The sequence below is a fragment of the Campylobacter sp. JMF_06 NA1 genome (assembly GCF_027737785.1).
In the GTDB taxonomy this organism is placed as follows: domain Bacteria; phylum Campylobacterota; class Campylobacteria; order Campylobacterales; family Campylobacteraceae; genus Campylobacter_B.
This window is the reverse complement of the sequence record NZ_JAOVUA010000006.1, coordinates 19,248-45,995: the sequence shown is the minus strand read 5'-3', so window position 1 is coordinate 45,995 and position 26,748 is coordinate 19,248. Positions and strand designations below refer to the sequence as shown.

At 41.2% G+C, this 26,748-nt stretch carries 24 protein-coding genes and 1 tRNA gene; 18 read left to right on the top strand and 7 right to left on the bottom strand.

Features of this window, described 5'->3' with window-relative positions; translation table 11 throughout:
- The first annotated feature begins 72 nt into the window (after window positions 1-72).
- The 15 genes from OFO07_RS06925 (at window position 73) to OFO07_RS06855 (ending at window position 16,889) form a co-directional block, all read left to right on the top strand.
- Window positions 73-561, top strand: a complete 489-nt coding sequence (locus OFO07_RS06925; protein ID WP_270865947.1) for a hypothetical protein — start codon at window positions 73-75, stop codon at window positions 559-561.
- A complete protein-coding gene (gene uvrC / locus OFO07_RS06920) occupies window positions 527-2,332 on the top strand; it encodes an excinuclease ABC subunit UvrC (protein ID WP_270865948.1) in 1,806 nt (601 codons plus the stop codon). Before OFO07_RS06925 ends, uvrC begins: the two co-directional genes overlap by 35 nt.
- Before the next feature lie 147 nt (window positions 2,333-2,479).
- Window positions 2,480-6,616 (top strand): ATP-binding protein, encoded by a 4,137-nt coding sequence (locus tag OFO07_RS06915; RefSeq protein WP_270871423.1) that lies wholly within the window; start codon window positions 2,480-2,482, stop codon window positions 6,614-6,616.
- Window positions 6,617-6,626: 10 nt separating this feature from the next.
- Window positions 6,627-7,007 carry a response regulator gene (locus OFO07_RS06910; protein WP_270859672.1) on the top strand — a complete coding sequence of 127 codons (381 nt, stop codon included), beginning with the start codon at window positions 6,627-6,629 and terminating at the stop codon, window positions 7,005-7,007.
- Window positions 7,008-7,020: 13 nt separating this feature from the next.
- Window positions 7,021-7,097, top strand: a tRNA-Arg gene (locus OFO07_RS06905).
- A 102-nt stretch (window positions 7,098-7,199) separates the two neighbouring features.
- Window positions 7,200-7,754, top strand: coding sequence for a nicotinate (nicotinamide) nucleotide adenylyltransferase (gene nadD / locus OFO07_RS06900; protein WP_270871422.1), 555 nt, complete (start codon window positions 7,200-7,202; stop codon window positions 7,752-7,754).
- The gene (gene rsfS, locus OFO07_RS06895; RefSeq protein WP_270859674.1) at window positions 7,742-8,077 is read left to right on the top strand and encodes a ribosome silencing factor; all 336 of its coding nucleotides are present in this window, start codon (window positions 7,742-7,744) and stop codon (window positions 8,075-8,077) included. Before nadD ends, rsfS begins: the two co-directional genes overlap by 13 nt.
- Window positions 8,077-9,444 carry a sodium-dependent transporter gene (locus tag OFO07_RS06890; protein ID WP_270871421.1) on the top strand — a complete coding sequence of 456 codons (1,368 nt, stop codon included), beginning with the start codon at window positions 8,077-8,079 and terminating at the stop codon, window positions 9,442-9,444. Before rsfS ends, OFO07_RS06890 begins: the two co-directional genes overlap by 1 nt.
- A 6-nt stretch (window positions 9,445-9,450) precedes the next feature.
- Window positions 9,451-10,032 (top strand): LysE family translocator, encoded by a 582-nt coding sequence (locus OFO07_RS06885; protein ID WP_270859676.1) that lies wholly within the window; start codon window positions 9,451-9,453, stop codon window positions 10,030-10,032.
- 14 nt (window positions 10,033-10,046) lie between these two features.
- Complete coding sequence (locus OFO07_RS06880; protein ID WP_270871420.1) at window positions 10,047-11,318, top strand: uracil-xanthine permease family protein; 1,272 nt, start codon at window positions 10,047-10,049, stop codon at window positions 11,316-11,318.
- A gap of 188 nt (window positions 11,319-11,506) precedes the next feature.
- A complete protein-coding gene (nrfH, locus tag OFO07_RS06875) occupies window positions 11,507-12,007 on the top strand; it encodes a cytochrome c nitrite reductase small subunit (RefSeq protein ID WP_270859678.1) in 501 nt (166 codons plus the stop codon).
- A gap of 21 nt (window positions 12,008-12,028) precedes the next feature.
- Window positions 12,029-13,708 carry an ammonia-forming cytochrome c nitrite reductase subunit c552 gene (locus tag OFO07_RS06870; protein ID WP_270865224.1) on the top strand — a complete coding sequence of 560 codons (1,680 nt, stop codon included), beginning with the start codon at window positions 12,029-12,031 and terminating at the stop codon, window positions 13,706-13,708.
- Window positions 13,709-13,849: 141 nt separating this feature from the next.
- Entirely contained in the window at window positions 13,850-15,031 is a 1,182-nt protein-coding gene (trpB, locus tag OFO07_RS06865) for a tryptophan synthase subunit beta (RefSeq protein WP_270871419.1), read from the top strand.
- On the top strand, window positions 15,024-15,770 hold the full coding sequence (gene trpA / locus OFO07_RS06860) for a tryptophan synthase subunit alpha (RefSeq protein ID WP_270868822.1): 747 nt from the start codon (window positions 15,024-15,026) through the stop codon (window positions 15,768-15,770). Before trpB ends, trpA begins: the two co-directional genes overlap by 8 nt.
- 12 nt (window positions 15,771-15,782) lie before the next feature.
- Window positions 15,783-16,889 (top strand): hypothetical protein, encoded by a 1,107-nt coding sequence (locus OFO07_RS06855; RefSeq protein WP_270871418.1) that lies wholly within the window; start codon window positions 15,783-15,785, stop codon window positions 16,887-16,889.
- Between the two features lie 206 nt (window positions 16,890-17,095).
- Here the strand turns inward: OFO07_RS06855 and OFO07_RS06850 are convergent, their stop codons facing one another.
- Window positions 17,096-17,533 (bottom strand): hypothetical protein, encoded by a 438-nt coding sequence (locus tag OFO07_RS06850; RefSeq protein ID WP_270871417.1) that lies wholly within the window; start codon window positions 17,531-17,533, stop codon window positions 17,096-17,098.
- A 207-nt stretch (window positions 17,534-17,740) separates the two neighbouring features.
- The gene (locus OFO07_RS06845) at window positions 17,741-19,648 is read right to left on the bottom strand and encodes a zinc finger-like domain-containing protein (protein ID WP_270871416.1); all 1,908 of its coding nucleotides are present in this window, start codon (window positions 19,646-19,648) and stop codon (window positions 17,741-17,743) included.
- A 149-nt stretch (window positions 19,649-19,797) separates the two neighbouring features.
- Between OFO07_RS06845 and OFO07_RS06840 the strand changes: the two genes are divergently transcribed.
- The 3 genes from OFO07_RS06840 (at window position 19,798) to OFO07_RS06830 (ending at window position 21,607) form a co-directional block, all read left to right on the top strand.
- Window positions 19,798-20,376, top strand: a complete 579-nt coding sequence (locus OFO07_RS06840; protein ID WP_270871415.1) for a PAS domain-containing protein — start codon at window positions 19,798-19,800, stop codon at window positions 20,374-20,376.
- 434 nt (window positions 20,377-20,810) lie between these two features.
- Window positions 20,811-21,395: a hypothetical protein gene (locus OFO07_RS06835; RefSeq protein WP_270871414.1), complete on the top strand. Its 585-nt coding sequence runs from the start codon at window positions 20,811-20,813 to the stop codon at window positions 21,393-21,395.
- Window positions 21,396-21,433: 38 nt separating this feature from the next.
- Entirely contained in the window at window positions 21,434-21,607 is a 174-nt protein-coding gene (locus tag OFO07_RS06830; RefSeq protein WP_270871413.1) for a hypothetical protein, read from the top strand.
- 274 nt (window positions 21,608-21,881) lie between these two features.
- Here OFO07_RS06830 and serC read toward each other — a convergent pair whose 3' ends face one another.
- The 5 genes from serC to OFO07_RS06805 are packed head-to-tail and all read right to left on the bottom strand — an operon-like array spanning window position 21,882 to window position 26,748.
- Window positions 21,882-22,967, bottom strand: coding sequence for a phosphoserine transaminase (gene serC, locus OFO07_RS06825; protein ID WP_270871412.1), 1,086 nt, complete (start codon window positions 22,965-22,967; stop codon window positions 21,882-21,884).
- Window positions 22,968-22,983: 16 nt separating this feature from the next.
- Window positions 22,984-24,153, bottom strand: a complete 1,170-nt coding sequence (xseA, locus tag OFO07_RS06820) for an exodeoxyribonuclease VII large subunit (RefSeq protein ID WP_270871411.1) — start codon at window positions 24,151-24,153, stop codon at window positions 22,984-22,986.
- Window positions 24,146-24,862, bottom strand: coding sequence for a bifunctional demethylmenaquinone methyltransferase/2-methoxy-6-polyprenyl-1,4-benzoquinol methylase UbiE (gene ubiE, locus OFO07_RS06815; protein WP_270871410.1), 717 nt, complete (start codon window positions 24,860-24,862; stop codon window positions 24,146-24,148). The genes xseA and ubiE overlap by 8 nt, the downstream gene beginning before the upstream one ends.
- 8 nt (window positions 24,863-24,870) lie before the next feature.
- Complete coding sequence (locus OFO07_RS06810; RefSeq protein ID WP_270871409.1) at window positions 24,871-26,289, bottom strand: CYTH and CHAD domain-containing protein; 1,419 nt, start codon at window positions 26,287-26,289, stop codon at window positions 24,871-24,873.
- A 48-nt stretch (window positions 26,290-26,337) separates the two neighbouring features.
- Entirely contained in the window at window positions 26,338-26,748 is a 411-nt protein-coding gene (locus tag OFO07_RS06805; RefSeq protein WP_270859690.1) for a Fur family transcriptional regulator, read from the bottom strand.

Here is a 26,748-nt window from a genome sequence, read left to right as displayed (position 1 = left end):
GCTATAAAACGGATCGGCTTTGTATCCGCACCCACTAAGCAAACCTAAAATAAAAAATGCTAAAATCAACTTATGGAAACTAAAAGTATTAAACAAATCATTGCACATGTGAAAAATAGTCCTTTATACGCCAAATTTCGTGCCAGAGAGAGTTTTATTAAAATTTTGCCCAAAAACTGGCAAAAAATCATAGCCTTTATCTACACCAAAAATGACATTTTGATGATAGCTGTGAAGCACCCAGCAGGACTTCAAGAGCTAAAACGAGATAGTAGTATAAAACTGATAAAAGATATATTAAAAATCTTTGCCAGCGTGCATAAATTTGGCGAATTTCACGCTGATATGGATGTGAAAATTTTCGTTGCTACCAAAACAATGAGCAAAAAACGCAAGCAAGAACTCGCACAAAAAAAGGCAAGTAGTAGCGATGTGCGCGTGGCAGAAAAATCACAGGGCAAATTCACAAACAATATCAAAGATGAAAAAATTCATAAAATTTTTGAAGAAATAAGAGAGATTATCATTGCTAATCGACGAAATCAAATCCCTACCCGCTAATCCCGGCATTTATCAGTATTTCGGCGCAGACGGGAAATTGCTCTATGTGGGCAAGGCAAAGGTGCTAAAAAACCGCGTCAAAAGCTATTTTAGCTTCACTCCCACTCTCGCTCCAAGCCCGCGCCTTGGCGCTCGAATCGCAAAAATGATAAGCGAAGCTGTGCATTTAGAATACATCATCACCCCAAGCGAAAGCGACGCGCTGATTTTGGAAAATTCCTTTATCAAACAGCTTAAACCCAAATACAATATCCTTTTGCGCGACGATAAAACATACCCTTATATCTATATAAATTTAAACGACGAATTTCCGCGCTTTGAAATCACGCGCAAGGTGATAAAGGGGGCGAATATTCGCTATTTTGGTCCGTATTTTCACGGCGCAAAGGAAATTTTAGAGACGCTTTATATGAAATTTCCGCTCGTGCAGAAAAAAAACTGCATCAAAGACAAAAAAGCCTGCCTGTTTGCTCAGATTGGCCGCTGCAAAGCCCCGTGCGAGGGCAAAATTTCAAGTAGCGAATATAAAAAAATAGTCGAAGAGGCGTTAAATTCGCTCAAAAATCCGCAAAAAATGGTGCCGTATCTAAGCTCGCTAATGCTTAAATTTGCCGAAAATGAAAATTTTGAAGAAGCTGCCAGCATGCGCGATAAAATCGAAATTTTAAAGCAAATGAATATCAAAGTTGAAGTGGATTTAGCAAAGCTAGATGATTTTGAAGTATTTGCGATCGCTGGGGAGGCAAATTTGATTTGTGCCGTGCATTTTAGCGTGAGAGAGGGCAAAATTTCGGCCTCGAACTATCACATTTCTCACCTAAAAAACGCAAACGATGACGACGCAAAAAACGGCTACAAACAGCTCATTTTAAGCGCATTTCCAGGGGGTTCGCCCGTGGCGTGTGCAAAAATTTATTGCTACGCTGAATTTGACGACAAGGCGCTTGTGAGCGAAATTTTAGCCAGCAGGCATGGCAGAAATTTTAGCATTATCGTCCCAAAAATCGGCGAAAAACGCAAAATTTGCGAAATCGCCTACCAAAACTGCCAAATAAACATAAAAAAATATCTCAAAACGCATGATTATGGATTTTTAGCGGAATTGAAAGATTATTTTAGCTTGCAAAATTTGCCTGTAAATATCGAAATTTTTGATAACTCACACATGTTTGGAAGTGCGCCAGTAGGGGCAATGGTCTGCTATAAAGAGGGCGAGTTTTTCAAAGAAAATTACCGCCACAAACACCTAAGCTCAAACAACGACTACGACCAAATGAAGGAATATCTCACCTCGCGTGCGCTTAAATTTGACGAGCTTGGCGCGCCTGATTTGTGGGTGATTGACGGCGGCGAAGTTTTGTTAAATTTAGCTTGCGACATTATTTCGAGCGTGGGAGCAAATGTCGATGTAATCGCGATTTCAAAGGAAAAATTGGGCGCCAAAGCTCACCGCGCCAAGGGATCGGCAAAGGATAAAATTTGCGCAAATAGTGGAATTTTTGCACTCCAACCAAACGATAAAAAATTACAATTTTTCCAAAAATTAAGGGACGAGGCACACAGATTTGCGATCTCATTTCATCAAAAAACAAAACGCAAAAATGACTTAAATAGCTCAAAACTCCTAAATTTAGGGCTTACGCAAGGCAAAATCAAAAAACTTTTAGATTTTTACGGAAGTTTCGAAAATATATATTTGGCAAATTTTGATGAAATAAAAAGCTTAATCGGACAAAATTTTGCTGAAAAATTGTTCAAATTCCGCCCATAAAATAGGCAAACAAAGCTACCTTTAAAGATTTTTAGAGTAAAATCCGAGATTAAATCTTTGAAATACAGTTTTCATTTTTCTTTGTAAAGCTTATTTTGAGGTTGAAATTTCACTTTTTTGCATTTTGCAAAATACGAAGGATGTTTTATGAGACTAAATACTTCTAGCGCTCTTAAAATGGTTGCGTGGGTTCCACTTTTAATCATTTTTGTCGTTGCGTCTTGGTATTTGTATGATGCTGCGAGGTTGTATAAAATCAACGAAAACCTCAAGCATAAAGTCGATATCTCAGCTGCTTTGTATGACTTCTACGAGGAGTTTGCCAAAGAGCGTGGTATCACAGCGGCGTATCTAGGTAGCGGTAACAATGTCGGTCTTGGCTCTGTTCTTAAAACACAACGCGCCAAAACTGATAAAGCATGGCAAGATTTCCTTGACTATCACGCTCAAACACACGAACAAGACAATGCTCTTCACCAACTTTTCATCGAGCACTCAGAGGCACAATCTGCTGCGATTGATCAAATTACAAATTTGATTGGCAGACTTCCTGAGGTTAGAAAAAGCATTGACAATCGTGACAAAGTATTCGTTGAGTTATTCGATGAGTATTATGATAAATTTGACGAGCAAATGACTGCCTTCCGTGATACTATCAACGAAAACTTGTATTCAGCCGATGTTGGTACTCTATCGCTTACTCTTGCAAACATGTATGACACGATCTCTGGAACAGCTGCGGTTCGCGATGTTAGTATCGAATACATCATCTCAGGTAGCCCACTTCCTAGGGAAGAGATTGATCACTGGAAAGAGCACGCATGGACATCAGAAATGCCTGACCTAGTCATCGCTACTCACTATGCTGCTACTGGTGAAGATATCGCTATCAAAGGCGAGCTAGAAGAGTATTTCGCTAAACCTGAAAATGAGCAAATCGCCGAAAATGCACAAAATGCAATGAGAACGATTGAAACTCAATTAGCAACTGGCGAGTATGATATTCCATTTAACGAGTGGTTTAGTATCCAATCTAAAAAATATGCAATGCTAGACGAAGCTGTTAAAATGGCTTCTAACGCACTACAAGAGCGTGTTGATACTCACTCAGCGCAACAACTTCAAACATTGATTTTCGCTGCTGCTGCGTTCTTGCTATCACTTATCCTAGTTGGTTTCTCAATCGCCGTCGTTAGACGCATTAACAGAAACATCAACGACCTTGGAAGGGTTCTTGGTAGAGTTGGTGAGCTTTCTAACAACAACGAGCAATTCGATATCAACACAGCTGATGGTATCGACAAAGCCTACTCACTTATCGAGGACGCGATCGACTTCATTGCCTTGCAAAAAGCAGAAGCCGAGGATGCCAACAAAGCAAAATCTATCTTCCTTGCGAATATGTCACACGAGATTAGAACTCCACTTAATGGTATTATCGGATTTACAGAGTTGCTCAAAAATACAGATTTGGACGAAGAAAAACGCGATTATGTCGATACAATCGAAAAATCATCTGAAAACCTTCTAACCATTATTAATAACATTCTTGATGTTTCTAAAATCGAAAGCAATAAAGTTGAGATTGAGGATATTTTATTCAACCCAATTCAAGATTTCGAAAGTGCTGTTGAGATCTACGCTGCAAAAGCTGCTGAGAAAAACATCGATATCTTGCTTTACATTGACCCTACATTGGTTCATCACCTATACGGCGATATTACTAAGATTAAAGAAGTTCTTATTAATCTTATGTCAAATGCCGTTAAATTTACACCAGAGCAAGGTAGCATTGCTGTTAATATCGTTAGAGAAGAAGAGAAAAACCCTGGCGAAGCTATCGTAACATTTAGCGTCGAAGATACAGGTATCGGTATCTCTGAGGATAAACTAGCAAATGTATTTAACGCCTTCTCACAAGCTGATTCTACAATCACTAGAAAATACGGCGGAACCGGTCTTGGTCTAACCATTTCATCTAAATATGTTGCGATGATGGGTGGTAAGTTACAAGTTAAATCAACAGTCGGTAAAGGAACGAAATTCTTCTTTACTCTACCACTTAAAGAGACTCAAAAATCAGACGCAGAAGAGATGTTTGCTCACATCAGCGGCTTAAATTTCGCACTTCTAGCAGATCCTAACGATGTAATGTATAGCGATGTCGTTAAGAGATATGTAAATAATCTAGGTGCAAAAATTTCAGTCTTTAATTCAAGCGCACAACTTCGCTCTGCACAAAACAACAACTCTTTTGATGCGTTGATTACTAGATTTAAAAACTATGGCGATGTAAGCAATACTACGATTTTACCTACAATCCTAACTCTAAAACCAAAAGAGTTACAAAGTATTAGCATTACAAACCCTAGAATTTTCACTCTATCTGAGCCAGTGAACTTATCAAAACTAGGCAAAACAATAGACAAAATTCAAAAATCTGGTTCATTAAAAGCTAGACCAGCAGCGACGGCAGCGCCAGTAGTAGAAGAGCCTAGCCTATCTGCTATCGCTGATGAATCACCAATTATCCCAGATATCACTCTTGATGAATCGCCAATCGTCGAGGAAAGCCCTATCGTAGAAACTCCGATAGTTGCAGAAGAGATGATTATGGAAGAAGCTCCACTAGCCGTAGAAGAGCCAAAAATAGAAGAACCAAAAATAGAAGAACCAAAAATAGAAGAACCAAAAATAGAAGAACCAAAACCATCTAGCTCATCAGCAGATGAATTGCGTGCTATTTTACAAAATAGACACAGAGGCACAGCTAGCGAAGCAAGCTTCGTATCTACACCAGAGCCTGCAATCTCAGAGCCGGTTGTAGAACCTAGCGTAAGCATCGAGCCTGAAATCCCAGAGATTAGAACTGATATTTCTGATATCACTCTTGATATCCCTGAAACACCAAATGTCGAGGTAGAAATCCCTGAGATTACAATCGAAGAGCCGGTTGTGGCACCAGTTGTAGAACCAGAAAGCCAAGAGATTGAAATTTCAGATATTGAAGCTCAAATCAGCGAGCCAGAAGTAGCAATTCAAACTCCTGAGATCAAAGTAGAAGCTCCAAGCGTAGAAGTTAGCGCTCCTGTGGTAGAACCGGTCGTAGAGCCTGAGCCAGTAGTCGAGCCAGTTGCTGCGGTTGTAGAACCAGTAGTAGAGCAAGTAGTTGAGCCAGTCGTAGAAAAAGTAGTCGAGCCAGTGGTAGAAACAGTCGCTCCTGCCGCAGTAGCTACTACACAAAGAGTAATCGAAGAAATCATCGAAGTTCCTGTTACAATCTACGAGGAAGTTCAACAAGAAGAAACAATTATGGTTGAAGAGGAAGTTGAAGTCGAAGAGGAAGTTGAAGTTCCTGCTGAGCACAATCCAAACGATGACAATGTTCCTATGGTTAATCGCAAATACGCTGCTAAAATTCTAATCGCAGAGGATAATGAAATTAACCAAAAACTTATGAAGCACACATTAAACAGCTTCGAAATGGATTTAACAATCGTAGAAAACGGCTTGCTAGCACTAGAAGCTAGAAAATCAGGCGAAGAGTATGATTTGATTTTTATGGATATTTCAATGCCTGTAATGGACGGTATCGAAGCAACAAAACAAATCAAACAATACGAAGCAGATAACAACCTACGCCATATCCCAATCGTAGCTGTTACAGCTAACGCGCTAAAAGGCGATAGAGAGAAATTTATGGCAGCTGGTTTGGATGAGTATTGTACAAAACCGATCAAAAAAGACATTTTGGCCAATATGCTTAATGACTTTATCGGTGACAAACGCTCTGACGCGGCTCCTGCTGGTGGCACAGTCAAACAAATAGTCAAAAAACTTGTAAAACGCCAAGTTCCAAAAACTATTCTAAAAACCGTGAAAGTGCCTAAAACGATAATGAAACAAGTTCCTAAGAAAACTATCGTTAATGAGCCAGTAGCACAAGCTGTCAAAGCAAAAGATGTCTTGATTTGTAAAGCAAATATCATGGAAAGCAAAATTTTCGCAAGCATTTTGAAACACCAATACAAAGATGTTGATATGGCTGCGAATTTTGAGCAACTAATTACTATGGCAACTAACGATAGCTACAAATTGGTATTGATAGATAAAAAACTAGCTGGTATCGATTTCGCTGCCCTAGAAAATCTACACCAAAAAGCGCCAAATACAAATCTAGTATTGTTCTCTAACGACAACGACGAGAACCCTGCATTTAGCGAAGTTGTTACTTACAACATCACTAAATCTGGCCTAGAAAAACTTGCGCAAAAATATATATAAGGGATAGTTGATGAAAGAATTAAAAGTTTTGATGATTGATGATGACCTTATAAATTTGAAACTATTAGAAGTTATGATAAAAAAATATGGTAAATTTACCACAATCCTCCAAGCCAAAAACGGCTTGGACGGATTGGCTGTATTAGAGGCAGAGCCAGTGGATTTAGTCCTACTTGACATTGTTATGCCTGTAATGAACGGCTTGGAATTTTTAGATAACTTGCATTCTAGGGAGCATATCGCACATATTCCTGTAATAGTTTTGACCACAGATGAAACTGCAAAAAGAGAGGCTTTAAATAAAGGCGCGTATGACTTTATGACTAAGCCAATCGATTATTCAGATTTACAACGCAAGCTAGATGATGTTATGAACATAATCGGTGATTAATTTCACCGATTTTGTCCTTGTAGCTCAGCTGGATAGAGCGCAAAATTCCTAATTTTGAGGCCGTGAGTTCGAATCTCGCCAGGGACACCACCTATTAAATTTCAAATCAAATTTATTAAAATTTAACCCCTTTATAAAGCACAAAACGCTATAATCGCGCCAAAATTTTAAGGCAAAATTTTAAGGACAATAGTGAAAATCGCACTTTTTGGCGGGAGTTTCGATCCGCCTCATGCCGGACACGACGCGATAGTAAAAGAGGCTCTAAGCGCAAATTTAGCCGATTTGCTAGTGATTATGCCGACTTTTATAAATCCGTTTAAATCCGAATTCACAGCCCCTCCGAGCCTGCGCCTAAAATGGTGTCAAAGCCTTTGGGGTGAGTGCAAAAAAGTCCTTATTAGCGATTACGAAATCTCGCAAAACCGCAAGGTTGCAACTATTGAAAGCGTGAAATTTTTAAAGCAAAAATTTAACCCTAGCCAAATTTACCTCATCATCGGCGCAGATAATCTCGCCGAACTTGAAAAATGGCAAAATTTCGAGCAGTTGCGAGATTTGGTTTGCTTCGTGATCGCCACCAGAGAGGGCGCTAGTATCCCCACAAAATGGGCGAATTTGCCAAAAATTAATATTAATGTTAAAATCTCTTCCTCATCTTTTCGCGCCAGCTTAAAAGGCGAAATTCCAGCGCAAATCAAAGATGAAGTGATAAATTTTTATAAAGGAAAAAAATGCAAGAAGTAAGACAAAGAGCCGAAAAAATCGCTCATATCCTAAGCGAAAAAAAGGCAGAAAATCCCCAAATCATCGACATGAGTGAGAAAGAATACATAGCTAAATTTGTAGTCATCGCCACGACCTTTACCGGTCGTCACGCATACTCGCTGATTGAAGAAATGAAAACCACTCTCAAACCAGCTGGCGAAGAGTTTTTGGCGATTGAAGAAGGCGATGATTGGAGCGTGGTCGATTTAGGCGATATAATCGTGCATCTTATGAGCGATACATACCGCGCCAAATACGATATCGAGGACTTTTTAGCAAAACTTAAAAAAGAAGAGTTCTAATGGAGCGTCAAACTTGGAGTAACAAACTCACCTATATCCTAACCGTCGCAGGCGCAACAATCGGCTTTGGCTGCACCTGGCGTTTCCCGTATTTAGTCGGCGAAAACGGCGGTGGGGCGTATGTTTTTGTATTTTGCGTAGCGATGATTGCGCTTGGAATTCCAATGATTTTGGTCGAAAATGTCATCGGGCGCAGGGCACTAAGAAATTCAGTCGATGCCTTTGGTGTGCCAAAACTTAATGGCGAGAAAATCTCGCAAAAATGGAAAATCGTGGGCATTATGGGGCTAATTGGCGCGTTTGGAATTTTGGCTTATTATATGGTGCTTGGCGGCTGGGTTCTGACATACATTATCAACATAATCAATGGAAATTTCAATCTCTCCGCCCCGATAACAGACCCAAAATTTACGGAAAATTTCTACAACGCAAATATCGAAAACAACCCGCTTTGGATCGGAATTTATACATTTATTTTCGTCAGCATTAACTGGTATATCCTAAAAAAGGGCATAATAGATGGAATTGAAAAATTTGTCAAATTTCTCATGCCGGCACTTTTTTTGTGTTTTATCGCGGTTATTGTTACGAATTTGACCCTGCCTAGCGCGACAGCGGGCGTGGGGTTTTACCTTAGCATTGATTTTGCCAAAATCACGCCAAAACTTCTAATCGATGTGCTAGGACAGGTATTTTTCGCCCTATCTTTGGGATTTGGCGTTATGATTACCCTTTCTAGCTTTTTAGACAAGGAAGAAAATTTAATCCAAACCGCCACACTCACAGCAGTGATAAACACGATAATTGCGGTACTTGCGGGATTTATGATTTTCCCTGCGCTCTTTTCTGTGGGCTTAGAACCTACAAAGGGCACAAGGCTAGTGTTCGAATCCCTACCTATCGCGTTTTCGTATATGCCATTTGGCAATCTAATCGGCGTTGTGTTTTTGTCGATACTGCTCATCGCAGCACTTACCACATCGCTTACAATTTATCAGGTTTTGATAAATTATGTCGAGGAAAAATTCAACCTCACCACCATAAAATCCACAAATATCGTGCTTTTAGCTATTTTTGTGCTAGGAAATATCCCTTGCATACTTTCAAGCAATATCTTGGGCGATGTGCAAATTCTCTCTCGCTCGATATTTGACGCATTTGACTTCGTGAGCGCAAATATTTTCTTTGTCTTAACAGCCTTGATGTGTAGCCTTTATGTGGGCTGGGTGCTAGGCGATGACGCCGTGCATGAGCTCACGAACGGCGGCAAACAAGGCGCAGGTTTAGCCAAAATTTGGCTAGTGTATGTGCGATTTGTGCTACCACTAATCATAGCGGTCGTCTTTGTGTATGGAATTTTTGGATAGAAATTTATGATTTTATTTTTTCTTACAATGTTTCCGATTTCGCTAATGCCGGGCATTAATATGATTTATGCGCTAAATTTAGGCATGTCGCATGGATACGCGCGCTCGCTTCCTGCGCTCATAGCCCAAACTATCGGCATTGCGCTCGTTTCGCTTGCTTGCATTTTGGGCATTGCTGGGCTTTTGATAACGCACCCAAGCGCACTTTTTGTAATCAAGGTTTTGGGCGGAATTTACATTTTATACCTTGGAATTTCGCTTTTTAGAAGCAACGGAAAATTCGAAGAAAAAGAACAAAAAATAGAGAAAAATTTATTCGCACAAGGCTTTGTGATTTCTACGACAAATCCCAAAGCATGGATATTTTTCGCCGCGATTTATCCTAAATTTATCGATGCTAACCAAATTTTGGGTTATTACAATTTCGGCTTAATCGGCGTAATGTGTCTAAGCGAGATTATCGCGCTTAGCGTGTATTCGCTTGGCGGAACGATTTTGAAAAATTTGCTTAAAACGCATTTGCGATATTTAGAGATTTTTTGCGCGATTTTAATGTGCGTAATCGGAATTTTGATGATTTTTAGATGATTTAAGGAGGGAAAATGGCAGAGAGGTATGAAGGCTACAATTTTAGGCTAAAAGATTCGCTTTTAGGCGTGCAGTTTCTGTTCGTAGCATTTGGCGCGCTAGTTCTTGTGCCGATTTTGACAGGACTTGATACTAATGTCGCGCTATTTACGGCTGGTATTGGAACGCTTGTGTTTCAACTTTGCACCAGAAAGCAGGTCGTGCCGATATTTTTGGCTAGTTCTTTTGCGTTTATCACACCGATAACTTTCAGTGTATCACAATGGGGCGTGAGTGCGACAATGGGCGGATTAATGGCGGCAGGTTTGCTCTATGTCGCACTTAGCTTTGTGGTTAGATACAAGGGCGATGGCTTCATACACAAGCTCTTGCCCCCAGTCGTCGTGGGTCCTGTCATCATCGCAATCGGCCTAATCCTAAGCCCAACAGCCGTGAATATGGCTATGGCAAAGGATATCGACGCGATCCCGCAAACCACCGCGCTTATCATCGCTTTTATCTCGCTAATCGCCACGATAATCGCCATAATGTTTGGCAAGGGTATCATCAGGCTAATACCGATACTATCTGGTATTTTTGTAGGATACATCGCCTCGCTGTGCTTTGGGATCGTGGATTTCTCGCCCATTAGCAACGCAAAGTGGTTTTCCATGCCAAATTTCAGCGCACCAAGCTTTAATCTAAACGCGATTTTATACATGCTTCCAATCGCCATAGCCCCTACAATCGAGCATATCGGCGATATTTTAACCATTAGCAATGTAACAAAGGAAAATTTCTTAAAAAACCCAGGACTTAAAAGCACGCTTTTAGGCGATGGCTTGGCGACCACGGCAGCTGCGTGTTTTGGTGGTCCGCCAAATACCACTTATAGCGAAGTTACGGGTGCTGTGCGCTTAACCAAAGCCTTCAACCCAGCCATTATGACATGGACAGCCATAACTGCGATTTTGCTTGCATTTGTGGGCAAACTAGGCGCATTTATCGCCACAATCCCGGTGCCTGTCATCGGTGGAATTATGATTTTGCTCTTTGGAATCATCGCTTCTGTGGGCATGGAATCTCTCATCAAAGCCAAAGTTGATCTGTCAAATCCGCGAAACATGGTCATAATCTCGCTAATCTTGGTCGTTTCAATCGGCGGGTTGGTGCTGGATTTTGGTTTTGCTAAATTTAGCGGAATTGGCCTTGGAGCAATCGTGGGCGTAGTTTTAAATTTAGTCCTACCAAAGGTCGATAAAATCGAAGAAATGGACTTCGAGCAGTTAGAAAGCGACGAAGAATAAACTCAAAATTTAAAGATAAATTTGCAAAAATTTATCTTTAAATTCCTACTAAAATTCAAAATAAAACAAATTTTGTAATAAATTATAATTATGTAACATTTTAAGCAAATTTATTGATTTAAATCAATAAATTTTTACTAAATCGTGCTAAAATACCAACTTAACAAATTTTAAATGAAAGGAGTGCTTTGATTACTAACAAATCATCACAGAAAAAGCCTTTTTCTGTAGCCGGCCTCATTCTTTCAGCCTTGATAGGCTTAGTGTTTGGCTTCGGTGTTTTTACATTTGTCTATGCAGACGGCCTAGTGCATCTTAGCAAAGATCCAATCGCCTGTAAAAAATGCCATGTCATGAACCAAGTCTATGAGAGCTGGGAAAAAGGTGGTCACCAGCATGTCGCTACTTGTGGTGATTGCCACTTGCCACACGACTTTGTCGGCAAATGGCTAATGAAAGCAGAAAGCGGTCTTCACCATGGCTATGCTTTTACTTTCAAGGACAACCCGGTAGCTTTTTCAGCTAGCCCTAAGAGCAAAGCAATCGTGCAACAAAACTGCATCGAGTGCCATAAAGAGTATGCTGAACCAGCGATTCACGCTAAACAAGCAGGTGGCTCAGATGTCCAAAACGAAGCCCTTAGTTGCGTATCTTGTCATAGACAAGCCGGACACGCCCATAATTATTAAAATTTAAATAGGAGTACCATAATGAAAAAACTTTTTGCTACCGTTTTTGTCATCGCGGCACTTGCAGGTGCTGGCGTCCTTGCGCTTTTCGCTGACATTAACAGTAAAAAAAATGAGGATAGAGAATATCCACTAATGCTTACTAAAAACGACGATACTGTTCCAAATATCCAAGAGTGGGGTAAAAATTTCCCAAGCCATCTTGATATGACTTTGAAAATGAAAGACATAAATTTCGAGACTGATTGGGCTGGTTCATTACCATACTCAAAACTTCGCCGCTTCCCAGCTGCTAGCGTATTTTGGAAGGGCTATGCGTTTGCGGTAGATTACAATCGCCCAAGACTTCACTACTATTCACAAATAGATCAAATGGAGACTAAACGCAACAACAAAGAGTATCTAAATTCTCACGGATTGCCTAAATTTAACGGCCAACCAGGATATTGTATGAACTGCCACAGCGGTCATATCATGGCTATAATGAGCGATCCTGATTACAAAGAATTACACGATCCAGCTACTCGCCCAGAGTCATTTAACCAACCAATGGGTTATTTCGACAATGACAAAGAAAATGGCGTATTCAAAAAAGAAGCATGGACAAAAATGAACTCTATCCCATACTTCGATGTTGTTAAAATGATTACTAAAAAACACGGCGAAGATCCTCACGGCGGCGCTCAACTAGGTTCAGCCTGTGCAGACTGCCACCACCCAGATGATATGAGTTTGCGCGTAACTCGCCCAGGATTTGTAAATGCAATGGTTGAGCGCGGTTATGAAGCAGATCCTAAATCAGGTATCAAAGGCACAAGAGTCGAGATGAGAAACTATGTTTGTATGCAATGCCATGTCGAATACTATCCAGGCATGAACTCTACACTAGTTTTCCCATGGGCTAAATGGAAAAAAGATGAGCCTTTCAAAATCGAGAATTTCGATGAATACTACGATGAGAAAGCCGCAAATGGTCAGTTCAAATTCGACTATAAACACAAACTAACTGACGCTCCAATCGTAAAAATGCAACACCCAGAAGCAGAACTATACTCTACAAGTATCCATGCTAGAAGCGGTGTAACATGCGTAGATTGCCACATGCCATACAAACGCGAAGGTGCTAAGAAAATCACAAATCACACTATCCAAACACCTTATGCTGACATCACTGGTGCTTGCAAAACTTGCCACATGCAAAGCGAGCAAGAGCTAAAAGATAGAATTTCATTTATCCAAAATCGCTATGCGTTCGAGCTTAGAAAATGCGAAAACAACCTAATGGCATTTATCCAAGATGTCGTTACAGCACGCGAAGAGCTAGCTAAACACGAGCAATTCTCAGGCCTTGATGCTGACGCTCAAAAAGCAGCTATCAGCGAGGCACTAAAAGATGTTCTAGCTTACCACAGAAAAGCTCACATCCGCTGGGACTTCGGATTTAGCGAGAACAGCTACGGATTCCACGCTCCACAAGAAGCAAGCAGAATCGTAGGACAATGCCAAACTATCGCAAGAGAGGGTCAAGCAGCACTTGTTAATGCCTTAGCTCCATACGGTATCACAATCGCTCTACGCCAAAACGCAGACGAGATCCCTGAGCCAGAGGTTATCACAACTCACAAAGCTCCAACAGCTATCGATCCATCTGATAGACTAAGAAAGCTTGATGAGGATATTAAAAATATGAATTTCAAATAATCTTTGATTGATTGAAATTCAGTTGCCCCGAGCAATCGGGGCATTTTTTTTGCCCTAAAATTTTAAAATTTAACCTTCACAAAAGCACTATTTAACGCTAAATTTTGTATAATCGCCAGATTTTATTTTTGAAGGACGCTTATGAACGCAAAGGCATATTTTGGCGCATTTGGAGGGCAGTTTGTCCCAGAAACTGCGATGTTTGCGCTAGAAGAGTTAGAGGAAGCTTACGATAAAATTTCAAAAACCAAAGAATTTCAAGATGAGCTAGCAGATTTGCTGAAAAACTACGCCGGTCGCCCTAGCCCGCTTTACCACGCTACGCGCCTTAGCGAGCATTACGGGCATGAGATTTATCTCAAACGCGAGGATCTAAATCACACTGGCGCGCACAAAATCAACAACGCCCTAGCCCAAGCATTGCTCGCCAAAAAAATGGGTAAAAAAAAGGTCATAGCAGAAACCGGCGCAGGTCAGCACGGCGTGGCGACTGCGACAGCTGCGGCACTTTTGGGCTTGGAGTGCGATGTGTATATGGGCGAAACAGATGCCGCTAGACAGCAGTTAAACGCATTTCGCATGAAACTGCTTGGCGCAAATTTGGTTACGATTTCTGACGGATTAAAAACGCTCAAAGAGGCCACCACAGCGGCAATTCAAGCATGGGTAAATGAGATTGAAAGCGTGTTTTATGTCATCGGCTCGGCTGTGGGACCGCACCCATACCCTGCTATGGTGCGCGATTTCCAGCGCATTATCGGTGACGAAGCCAAAGCACAAGCCACAGAACTTGGCATAAAGCCTGATTTCGTCATTGCATGCGTGGGTGGCGGAAGCAACGCGATTGGGATTTTCACTGCGTTTTTAGACGATGAGAGCGTAAATTTAATCGGTGTCGAAGCAGCTGGTCTTGGCGTGGATACCCCTTATCACGCTGCGACTATCACAAAGGGCAAACCCGGCATAATCCATGGCATGAAAACTATCGTTTTACAAAACAAATACGGCATGATCGACCCGGTCCATAGCATTTCAGCAGGTCTTGATTACCCGGGCGTAGGCCCACAGCACGCGCATTTGCACGATATCGCTCGCGCCAAATACGCCGCCGTCACAGACGATGAGTGCATAAACGCGCTTAAACTTTGCTCGCGTTTAGAGGGCATTATCCCTGCGATTGAGAGCTCGCACGCCCTAGCCTATCTCGAAAAACTCTGCCCAAATTTAAAAGAGAAAAAAACCATAATCGTAAATGTCAGCGGACGCGGTGATAAGGATATGAACACCGTAATGAATTATCAAAAAGGAACAATCTATGGATAAGATAGCAAGCGCATTTAAGGGCAAAAAGCCAAATATCGGCTACATCGTCGCAGGATACCCAAGCGTGGCGCACACGAAGGAATTTTTATCAAATTTAGACGCTGGCGCGCTTGATTTGCTAGAAATCGGCATACCATACTCAGACCCAATCGCCGATGGCAAAGATATTTTTAACGCTAGTTTTAGCGCCGTGCAAAATGGCGTTACCACCGACACGGTGTTTGAAATTTTAGGCGAAGTAAAGACGCAAAAACCGCTAGTTTTTTTGGTGTATTACAACCTAATTTTTGCTTACGGCGTGGAAAAATTCATCGAAAAATCCGCGCAGTGCGGGATTAGCGGATTTATAATCCCTGATTTGCCGTATGAGGAAAACGAGGAAGTATTTGCTCTGTGCCAAAAATTTAACCTTGCCCTAATCCCGCTAATTAGCGTTACTAGCGAGCATAGAGCCACGCGCCTTTTAAGCAGGGCGAGCGGATTTATCTACGGCGTGGGCGCGATCGGCGTAACCGGCACGAAGCAAACCCCGCTAGATAGGCTAAAAAACATGGTCGCCGACCTGCATAAAATGAGCGATTTGCCAGTGGCTATTGGCTTTGGAATTCGCACCAAAGAAAATGTTTCAGAAATCAAATCCTTTGCCGACGGCGCGATAATCGGCACTGCGATTGTGAATTTGTGCGCGAAATTTAGTGGCGCCGAGCTACAAAAACAAATCGCAAATTTATTTGAATAAAGAAAGAAAAAAATGAGAAAACTACTTTTAATCTTACTTGCAAATTTCGCCCTAGGGGCAAATTTATTACAATACGAAATTTTCAACAACGACGATAGCGTCGATATCGTGCTCTCTTTCGACTCGTCGTATGAGCCAGATATCACGCGCACGATCGACGGGCAGTCGATGAGCCTAGTGCTAAAAAACCTGGGCAGCGAAGAGAAATACAACGAAATGCGCACCAACCAAAAGGTTTTGCGCGGATTTACTATCGCGCCTAAGGGCAACAATGTCGAAATCAACTTCCCCACAGGGGCAAATTTAATCGCAAATGCGATTTCGCAAGACGCGAAATTAAAGCTCTCGATCAATATCAAAAACCCAAATTTTGACCAAAGCCAAATGAGCGTTTCGCCTAGCCAAAGCGAAACCGAGCAAGAAAAACCTAGCTCAAATTCTGGCCTTGGCTGGATACTGCCTGGCATTGTCATTTTGCTACTAATCGGCGCAGTAATGGTGCTCGTGCGCAAATTTAAGGGATTTAAAAGGCGCAAAAGCATAGATGATACCTGGGAGCAGTTTAACTCATCTGTGCTAGAACGCCAAAGTAGCGACGAGAGCAAGGATACAGGCGCGCAAGATAGCGAGCGTAGCTATGAGGCGCGGGCAAATTTCGACGATGAAATCAGCGACGAAGTAGCGCAAAACATATCCTTCACCCAAGAGAGCGAAAAATCGTGGCAAGAACTAGCCCAAAGCGACGAAATAGAGGAAGTCATGGCGGAGGAATACGAACCGCGTGGCGATAAATTTGACGATGAAATGCAAGATGAAATAGAAGAAGAATTTGAAGAAGTCCCGCAAAACAGCGCTTCTCAAAACACTGCCCCGAAAAATACTGCGCCACAAAGCTCGTTTAGCTCGGAGCTTAAAGAGCGTTTGGAGGCTAAAAGCGATAAAATTTCAGCCTTTGAAAGCGTTTTGCGAAATGAAATCAAAGAGAGTGTGAGCGCAAGTCCTAGCGATATCGGCGTCGAGTTTGTCAAAGAAATCGACGAAAGTAGCACCGCTGTGGTGTTGAAATTTAACGGCAAAAAACACCTTGTCGTGCTAAAAAACTCAAATATCATCAAATAATTCTAAATTTTAGGCGAAATTTGGTCAAATTTCGCCTTTTTTATCTTTTTTATCTTGCTTTATACACTCATCTTGTAGTTTTTGTGCTTTTTCAAATTCTACATAATTTTAGAGTTTGTCACAAATTTGGACAAGTCATATCTTTTGTATCGTAAAAATTATATATTTTTTGCATTTTTTACAACGCACAAATTTTTTCAATAATTTTATTTATTTAAATTTGCCATTTTTTTGTATATCAAAAATTCAAAAAATAAATTAGCGTAAATTAAAATAATCACATAAATATGTATGAAAGAAAATAAAATGTAAAATAAAAAAGTAATTGGTTTTAGGCTATTCATTATAAATTCTATACCTGAAAAAATAGCTACAAAAGCAAAATGAAAATTTGGGACAAATATAAGCAAAATCGCAAAAATGCTGACCAAAAAATAACCATTATCACTCAATTTGTAAAAAACATAATAGGTTTTGTATATAAAAATACCGCCAAATAGGTAACCTAAAAAAATAATAATATTAATCAGCAAGCTATCATCAGATACAAGATTGCGAAAATGCAAACAACTCGCCAACATAATAATCAAAACTCCAATCAAATATAAAATCCAAGAATTTTTGTTTTTTGCAGTTTTTGACATTATGTAAAATTGCTTTATTTTGATTAAAAGCACAGAAAATAAAGCAAAATAAGCCAAGCCTAAATTTATCGAGCTTGAAACTGGGAGAAAAACTATACACAAAAGACAAACGCTGACTATAAGTAATTGAATATGTATATATCTCTTATATTTTTTTAAATCAGTTTTTATTAAGTGCATTATTCAAATTCTTTATACTTTTCTATATTATTCTAAATTCTGCTTCTTTTTCACGGCTTCGTAAATTTCATCTACGCTGGTTAAATTCTGCTCGATAAATTTTTGCGCCCTTTCGCGGGTTTTGCGCCCGAAAATCCCGTCTTGCTTGGCTCCGACAGCCTTTTGGATAAAGATGATTTTCTCTTTTTGACTGATATTTACGCTATCGTTTGCATCGCGGATTATCACGACGCTGAAATTTCCCTCGTCCTTTATCGCTACGGGCGCGCTCGCGCTATCCCCAGAGCTAAATTTCGCGCACAGCTGGCTGGCTAAATTTTCAAATTTGCCCGCAAGCGCGATTTTTGGGACGCTGTTTTTAGCCGCCAGCGCCCCATACACGCCCCCTGCTAGCATAAAAACAGCCAAAATTTTCGCAAATTTCACAAACGCAGGGCGATTTCGCAGACTTCTGCGATATTCGCTTGGGATTTCGCGCTGTTTTATCAGCGTCCAAACGCTACTTAGCCCCCACAGCACCGCACCGCACACGCCCGCAGCCAGAGCGAAAACACACAACGCGCCCAAAATCCCCACTAGTGCGCTTTTACCTAGCGCCCCCGCCATAAATCCACACGCCCCAAGCGCGCCTAGCACCCATACTATCGCGCCTAGCACGCCCCACACAGCGCGCGAGTGCGTAGGCGAGACCCTATCTAGACAGCCCCTTATCATCGCGCTCATATTTCGCGCCATTTCATCGCCGATGAAGCCCTCGCATGAGCGTTTTACGATATTTACAGCCTCGTCCTCGCTAGGATTTGGCGCGCTAGCGATTTTTTTCATCGCGCTATCAAGCACAGGCCGGGCAGAGTATTTCTCGAAAAATCCATAAGCCTGACGCGCACTCATACCGCCTTGGGATTGAATTTTGACCAAATTTATGGCGTCATCGGCGAATAAATCATCGAAAATTTTAGGCTTTATAAAGATACTAAGCGGATCGCCAAAGCCCACCAAAACATAATTTTTATCAAAAATTTCAAACCTTAGCTCGACCACCTTGCATTTGCCGATATATTCGGCCTCGCACGCACTTTCGCCAAGCTCTTCCCCGCTTTGGGTAAAGGCGATTTTGCTAGCAATGAATTCTAAATTTTGCGCACACAAATACGCCAAAAATTCATCATTATAAGCGATTTGGCGCAGTCCGATTCTAGCGCTTGCACTTGCATTTGCGCAAACGCTTCTAGTGCGGATAAAAAAGCCATTTCCCGCGCATACTTCGCAATCGCTCCAACCAGCTCCGTCGCAGGCTTTGCACTTCAATTTCCCTGTGCCACTGCATTTTTGGCACTCTTCATAGCCTGCGCCACCGCATTTTTGGCAGGTTTGCACGCCCTCGACCATTTTGGTAGAGCCGTCGCTTTGCTCCTTAATGTATGTGGCTGGGATCTGACCTGCGCCTGCGCAGACAAAGCAGGGCTGTTTGCCCGCACCCTCGCATGCTGGGCAATCTTGTGTGCCTGAACCTGCGCATTTTTTGCAGGCGATTTTGCCTTCTTGGGCGCATTTTTCGCAACCCTCATAGACGCTAAATGTGCTAAACGAATAATACCTTTGCTGTGCTTGCGCGCTTGCGATTGCCGAATTTGCGCCCTCTCTTAGCGAGCTAAGCAAAATTTCATGCAGTTTTTGGCTGTATTTGGCCTCGCTCATACACTCGCTTGCATGCGCTTCAAACCCTGCTCTATCCTTGCCAAAATGGATTGAGGCGTTTTCTCCGCCAGCTACGACCTCATCGCTAAATTCGCCGTCAAATTCCCATTTAATGGAAATTTTGACCTCGCTAGGGAAAAAATCCCCCATAGCATTGCGCAAATCGCTAGCCTTGGCAGAGTTTTTGTCGATTAAATTTCGTAATTTTTGTATCAGTGCTTCGTATATTTCGTCCATTTCATCGCCTCAAATTTAATCCCTAATTATAATCAAATTTTGCTTTATTATTTTTCAAATTTCGCCCACCAAGGCGCAACTAGGATAAAATTTTGTTTTATAAGCAAATTTAAATTATAATCGCTTTATAAAAAAGGAAAACGGACAAAATGAAAAAACCAACCCCCATAAACGAAGAAATTCGCCTAGAACCCGATCGCTACATCGTATCCAAAACCGATACCAAGGGCTTTATCACCTTTGCCAACACTTATTTTTGCTATATTTGCGGATACAGCGCCGATGAGCTTCTAGGCTCGCCACACTCGATTATACGCCACCCAGACATGCCACGCCTCGCCTTTAAAATGATGTGGGACGAGATAAATCAAGGGCACGATTTTATCGCGCTAGTTAAAAATTTAGCCAAAGACGGGCGGTATTATTGGGTGATGACAGAGTTTCGCCCATACCGCGATCCCCTAAGTGGCGAGATTTACGAGCATACCGCATACCGCAAGGCTCCGCCTCGCTCTGCGATTGAGACAATCGCGCCAATTTATGCCAAGCTTTTGGAGGCTGAGAAAACAGGCGGAATCAAGGCTAGCAAAAAAATTTTGGACGAGCTTTTAGCTAGCAAGGGCAAAACTTACAAAGAGTGGATTTTGGAGCTGACACTACGCAAAGATACATTTACCGATAATTTTTTCCGCACGATGAGAAATATCTTTAACCGCGGCGAAATTTGAAATTTTGTATTATTCATTATAATTGTGAGAAATGCGAAGCATTTCCGTAAAAATAAAACCAGCTAAATTTTAAAAAGCAACGCTTTTTAAAATTTAGCCACCTTAAAAGCGTCGTCGGGGGAAATTCGCACGGAGCAAAAGGCGCGAACAGCGCTTTTGCGTGCGAATTAAATGCAGGGGAAGGGGCGCGACCTCGCAAAATGAGCGTAGCGACGGCGACAGCCGGCATTTCTTGCGAGCGAAGCGAAGCAGAGTAATTGGGGCTCCCTTCCCCCTTACAAAGAATTTCACGGCGCAGGTTAAATTCAAAAATCGTTCAATGCTAAATTTAAGTAGAATTTTGCAAAATCGCAAATTTAAATAAATTCGTATCGTGGCTAAACAATACGACCTGAATTTGAATTTGCAAGGAAATTTCATTAAAAGGATTAAAATTGGAAAAGTTAAAAGAAAACCAAGAAATCGATATTGAGAATTTAAAATTTGAAAACGATGAAAATTTAGAAAAAGAGCTTTTAGAAAAATATGATATTAAGCTTGATAGCGATGAGAGCGTATTTTATAAATTTACTTGCCACTCTAAATTTTGGCTTTTTATTGAAATTTTTTGTTTTTTAGTTGCCATTATCGGTTGCTGTGGCGTTATTATTACTGGAACGATAGTTTATAAAATTGGCTGTTTAGTGTTGTTGCTTTTTCTTTTATTTAGCGTATTTCCTTGTGCTATAAAAAATTTTATAAATACAGGATTTTACATAACAGATAAAAAATTGATTACATTTAACGGCAAAAGTTTTTTGTTGGAAAATTTATATTTTAAAGATTGTGGTCATAAACGCGGATATTATGGTATTGATTTGTATGAAAATTCGACATTTATTTTATGTGTATATGATAGAACTAATAGATTTGATAATTTGATTGCATTGCTACATAAATTAACGAACAATGATATTATTTTGCAGTTTAAAACAAATAATGACAAACGAATTTCAATAGAAAAAACAAAATTAAAATAAAATTGATAAACAACTAATTTTTTTTAAAGGAGCAAAAAATGCCAGACAACAATTTAACAGTTGAGAATAACAACTCTAACAATGTAGAAGAAAGATTTCTTACAGATGCAGATTTTTTGAAAGTTCCGGGAATTTATTTCGACACAGCAAGCACTTTATTGCGGCGTTTCACGCCTCGCAATGACAGCAAATTTGCATACTTTAAATTTTAAACTCGTAGATTGCTTCGTCGCTATCGCTCCTCGCAATGACATAGCGAGCAAAATTTGCATAATCTGTCATTGCGAGAATTTGCGTAGCAAATTCGAAGCAATCTACGAATTAAAAATTTAAAGTCAGTTTTTTTGCAAAATTTGCCTAAATTACTTCGCGCGTTGCGCTTGCAATAAGAATAATTTCGGCTCAGTGTTTTGAAGTTTGCGCTAGCGGAATTTGGAGAAAATGGCTAAATTTAGCCTTTGCCAAATTTAGCCCAAATTTTAAAATTTAGCCGTTTTTACGAGCGAATTCGTTCATAAACTCCACGAGAGTTTTGACATTTTGCGCTGTGATTGCATTATACAGCGACGCACGGATTCCGCCTAGCACGCGGTGTCCTTTGAGCCCAATCATACCAGCCTTGCTAGCCTCATCGATAAACTTCGCCTCGACCTCAGCCCCGCTTGCGATATTAAAGCTAATATTCATCAGGCTTCTGCTATCCGCCCTCGCATGCCCAGTGTAAAATCCGCCACTCGCGTCGATTGCCTCGTATAAAATCGCGGTCTTTTGCTCGTTGCGCTCAGCCATTTTGGCAAGGCCTCCGATTTCGTTTTCGATCCACTCTAACATCAAATCAAGCATATAAATTCCAAAGGTATTTGGGGTATTATACATAGAATCGGCGTTTGCTTGGGTTTTGTAGCGCAAAATCATAGGGGTGCTGGTATCATCAGCCCTATCAAGCAAATCCTCTCGGATCGCCACCATTGTTACACCTGCTGGGCCGCCGTTTTTTTGGATACCGCCATAAAACAGCCCCACACTTGAAATATCCACAGGCCTAGAAAACAAATCGCTCGAACTATCCACGACTAGCGGGCATTTGCACTTTGGCAGAGTCTTATACTGCGTGCCATAAATAGTATTATTCGAGCAAATGTAGCCATAATCGGCGTCGTCACTGAATTTCACCTCTGGGATATGGTCGAATTTGCTCTCTTTGCTACTTGCGATTACGCGGTGATTTATGCCTAAAATTTCCGCCTCTTTTATGGCTTTATTCGTCCAGTTGCCGGTGTTTGCGTATTCGGCGTAGCCTGTTTTTGTCATGAGATTCATAGGCACTTGCGCGAACTGCAAACTGCCGCCGCCTTGCAAAAACAAAATTTTGAAATTCTCGCCAAAGCCATAGAGCCGTTTTACGCGCGCCATTGCGCTATGTAGGACTTCCTCGAAAATTTTGGTGCGGTGAGAAATCTCGATAATCGAATATCCATGACCCTTGTAGTCGGTAAATTCGGCCTTAGCGTGCTCCAAAACGCTTAGCGGGATCGTGCTAGGACCAGCGCTGAAATTAATAACTCTACTCATTTTGCCTCCTTGAAATTTAATCTAATATTTGCGCCACTTTTTTGGCATTTTGCGATACAATCGCGATTTTATCGCCACTTTGTAGCTCTTCTAGGCTGATTTTTTTGCCATCTTTTTGGATTTGCACTAAATCTTTTGTGAGCTCAAAATAGCTTGCTTTTTGTTTTAAAATTTCATTTTTTAGCTCGATTTGGTGAGTTAAATTTGCAAATTTGGCGTTGATTGTGTTTTTAAATTTAATCTCTAAATTTTGCAAATTTAATAAATTTTGCGTGATTTTGGTATCCACGGACTTACTTTTTAGCTCGAAATATCGCATTTTAAGTTCATTTTGCAAATTTGCGATTTTTTCGTTTATAAATTTTCGTAGCTGATTTTCCGCGCCGTCTAAATTCTGATAAAGCGTGGAAATTTCAGGCAATAAATCCACCATAGCCGCTGTTGGCGTGAGCGAGCGATGATCTGCGACAAAATCGCTTATGCTAAAATCTATTTCGTGTCCCACAGCCGAAATTATCGGTGTTTGCGCTGCATAAATTTCGCGGGCGAGCATTTCGTCGTTGAAGCACCACAAATCCTCTTTGCTGCCACCTCCCCTTGCGATAATAATCGCGTCATACCCAGCGCTATCGGCCCTGCGCAGTGCCGATATGAGCGAGCTTGGCGCGCTAGTTCCTTGCACCAAAGAGTTGTAAATATCGATTTTAAGCATAGGAAATCTATCGTTTGCTACTCTAAGCATATCCGCGCACGCTGCCGATCCCGCACTCGTAATAAGCGCGATATGGCGCGGAAATTTTGGAAGCGGTTTTTTACGCGACGCGTCGAAAAGCCCCTCGCCAGAGAGCTTTTCTTTAAGCACATTGAAGCGCATTTCTAGCTCGCCAGCCCCAGCTTCTCGCATTTGCGTTACTTGGATTTGATACGCACCTGAGGCTGGATAAATCGTAAGTTTGCCCGTTAGCACGACACGCATGCCGATTTTTGGCGCGAAATTTACCCTTTGATTAGCAAAGCGAAACATAGCGCAACTAAGGGCTGAGTTTTCGTCTTTTATCGTAAAATACCAGTGTTTGCTTATGCTTTGCTCGCTAAATTTCGAGATCTCGCCCTCGACCTCGATACCAGCAAAGGTCGTTTCTAGTAGCGCTTTGGCCTTTTCATTGACTTCGCTGACGCTAAGCATCGCGCACCTTTTTGGCGATAAAAAGCGTGCTCACATCGAAGCTAAATCCCTTTATCACAAGTGGCTCAAAGCCCGAATTTATGAGTTTTTCTTTGAAGCTTGCGGTGTCTAGGAAATTGCCGATTGAGCTTGGCAAATACTCGTAAGCTTCCTTGTTTTTCGAAATCGCGCCACCGATTAATGGCAAAATTTTGCTGACATAAAAATCGCGCATTTTAAATACTAGCCCGCCGTTTTGGGCTTTGGTAAATTCTAGCACCACGACTAAGCCGCCTGGCTTTATCACGCGGTTAAACTCGCGCAAAGCTTCATCTAGGGCCACTACATTTCGTATGCCATAGCTGATACTTACGATATCCACGCTAGCGTTTTCTAGCGTCGTTTGCGTCGCAGTCGCGGTGATGAAGGTGTGGTCTTTGAATTTTTCTTTGGCTACGCCTAGCATACCCACGCTTGGGTCAATCCCTATGATTTGCTCGATTGAAACGCCGTGTTTTGGGGCTAATTCCTCCCAAATTTTAATCATATCGCCAGTTCCGCACGCTACATCGGCGATTTTTACGCTTTTGTTTTTGCAGTATTCAAGCGCCACTCCCACGCCTGCTTTGCGCCACGAAGTATCCACGCCAAGGCTGATTGCGCGATTTGCCTTGTCATAAGTAGGCGCGATTTCATCGAACATTTTTATGATTTTTTCTTGTTTTTCCACGATTTTTCCTATCTGTATATTTTGATTTTTGCAATTGCTTTTTTTATGGATTTTAAAAACTCATCTTTGTGGTCTAAAATCTCGCTTTTTAGGGACTTTGTCTTGGCAATTAGCTCGTTATTTAGAGCTAAAAGATATTTAAAACTCTCGTCGTTTTTATCGCTTGCTTTTTGATACATGGCGATGAAATTTTGCCAAATACTCACATCTTGGAGCGCGCCAAAGCTCTCTTGCGCGATTTTTACCTGCTTGTAAGCCTCGCTAATCCTAGCGCTCTCATAAATCCTAGCGCAAAATTCAAGCTCGTAGCGAACCTTTTTTAGATAAATTCGCGCGTCGTGAAATTTGGCGATTTCGCTTTTTTCGTTTAATTCACCAATCACGCCTCTAAGTGCTTTTAACGCCTTGTTTAGGCGGTTTGAGATAAATTTTTTGGCGATTTTTTCATACTCTGGGCTAAGGTAAATTCCGCCTAAATTTTTCAAAAAATCCTCAAATTTAGCCCTAAATTTATCAAATTCAGCGTCGCTTAAAGCCCTTTTTGTACGCTCATTGATACTGCGCCCAAGTGTATTCATCTGCGCTCCAAAGTGCGCCGGGGCGGAGTTTTGCACCAAAAATTTGCTAAATACTTCGATATCTCGCATTTGATTTGTTTTGCCGACGATGTTTTTGAGATGAGTTAAAATTTCATCAGTGATTTTTGGCGCGAAAAGCGGAGCGAAAAATTTCACCATAACCCGCATTTTGCGCATTGCAATGCGAAATTTATGAAGCGCTTCCTCATCTTTGGCACCCATATATTCATCGTGCGATTTTAAAATTTGCGAATAAATTTTGGCAAAAATCACGCCAGCACTTTGCGCGCTATCGGCGTATGGCGGGATTTGAAATTTTATATCGTCAAATTTTTCAAAAACGCTTTTGGCAAAGCCATAATTTAGCTTTTCGCAAGGCTTACCAAAACGCGCTAAATAGCGTGTTTTGTAGCGAAAATCATCGCTGATATCTAAAAATTCGTGTTCGCCAAATGTTTTGATAAAATCAAACTTCTTGCTAGCTTCTTCGCTTTTGAAATTCGCAACTAGCGTGATTAGCGTAGATAGCCTGGAAGAGTAAATTTCTAGGTGAAAATCGGCCTGAGAATTCGCAAAGCCATAGCGACATTTTTGCACCATTTCGCCCTGCATATCGACCTTGGCTTCGTTAAAATCGTCTTTGGAAATTTTAAATTTTAAAGCCTCACGGATGAGATCTTCTTTTTTATGATGAAGCGTAAAGGTATTGTTTTCGCAGACATAGTAAATTTCGGGCGAAAATGATGTATAAAACCAGCTAACATCGCTTTTGCGAAGTTTGACGCCAGCATCTTGCAATGCAAATAAAATCGCCCTATCATAAAGTAGAAATTTGCGCTTTGTCTTCATACCCACTCCAAAAATAAAATGGGTAATGATAGCAAATTTAAGCTTATATTACCTACAAAACTCGCAGTCTTCAACTGTGGCTGTGATATTTAGTTTGCGGACAAAATTTTTAAGCTGTTTTTCGACGCTGGTGCGCATATCGTCCATAAAAATATCGCCCATAAACATATCGCTGACATTTCCGCATTTTTCGCAAACAACATGCATGTGTGGGGTGTTGTAGATATCGTATCTTGGCTTTTGGTTTGGAGTATTTACCTCGACAACCACGCCCTCATCAAGCAATCTATTTAAATTTTTATAAACCGTAGCAAGCGAGATTGATGGATAATCCTCTTTAATCCCGTCATAGAGTGAGTCGATATTTGGGTGCTCGTGGCGGTCTAACACTTTTAGGATACAAAGGCGTTGTGGCGTGGCTTTGAGCCCGCAATTTTTGAGCAAATCTACATGTGTCAT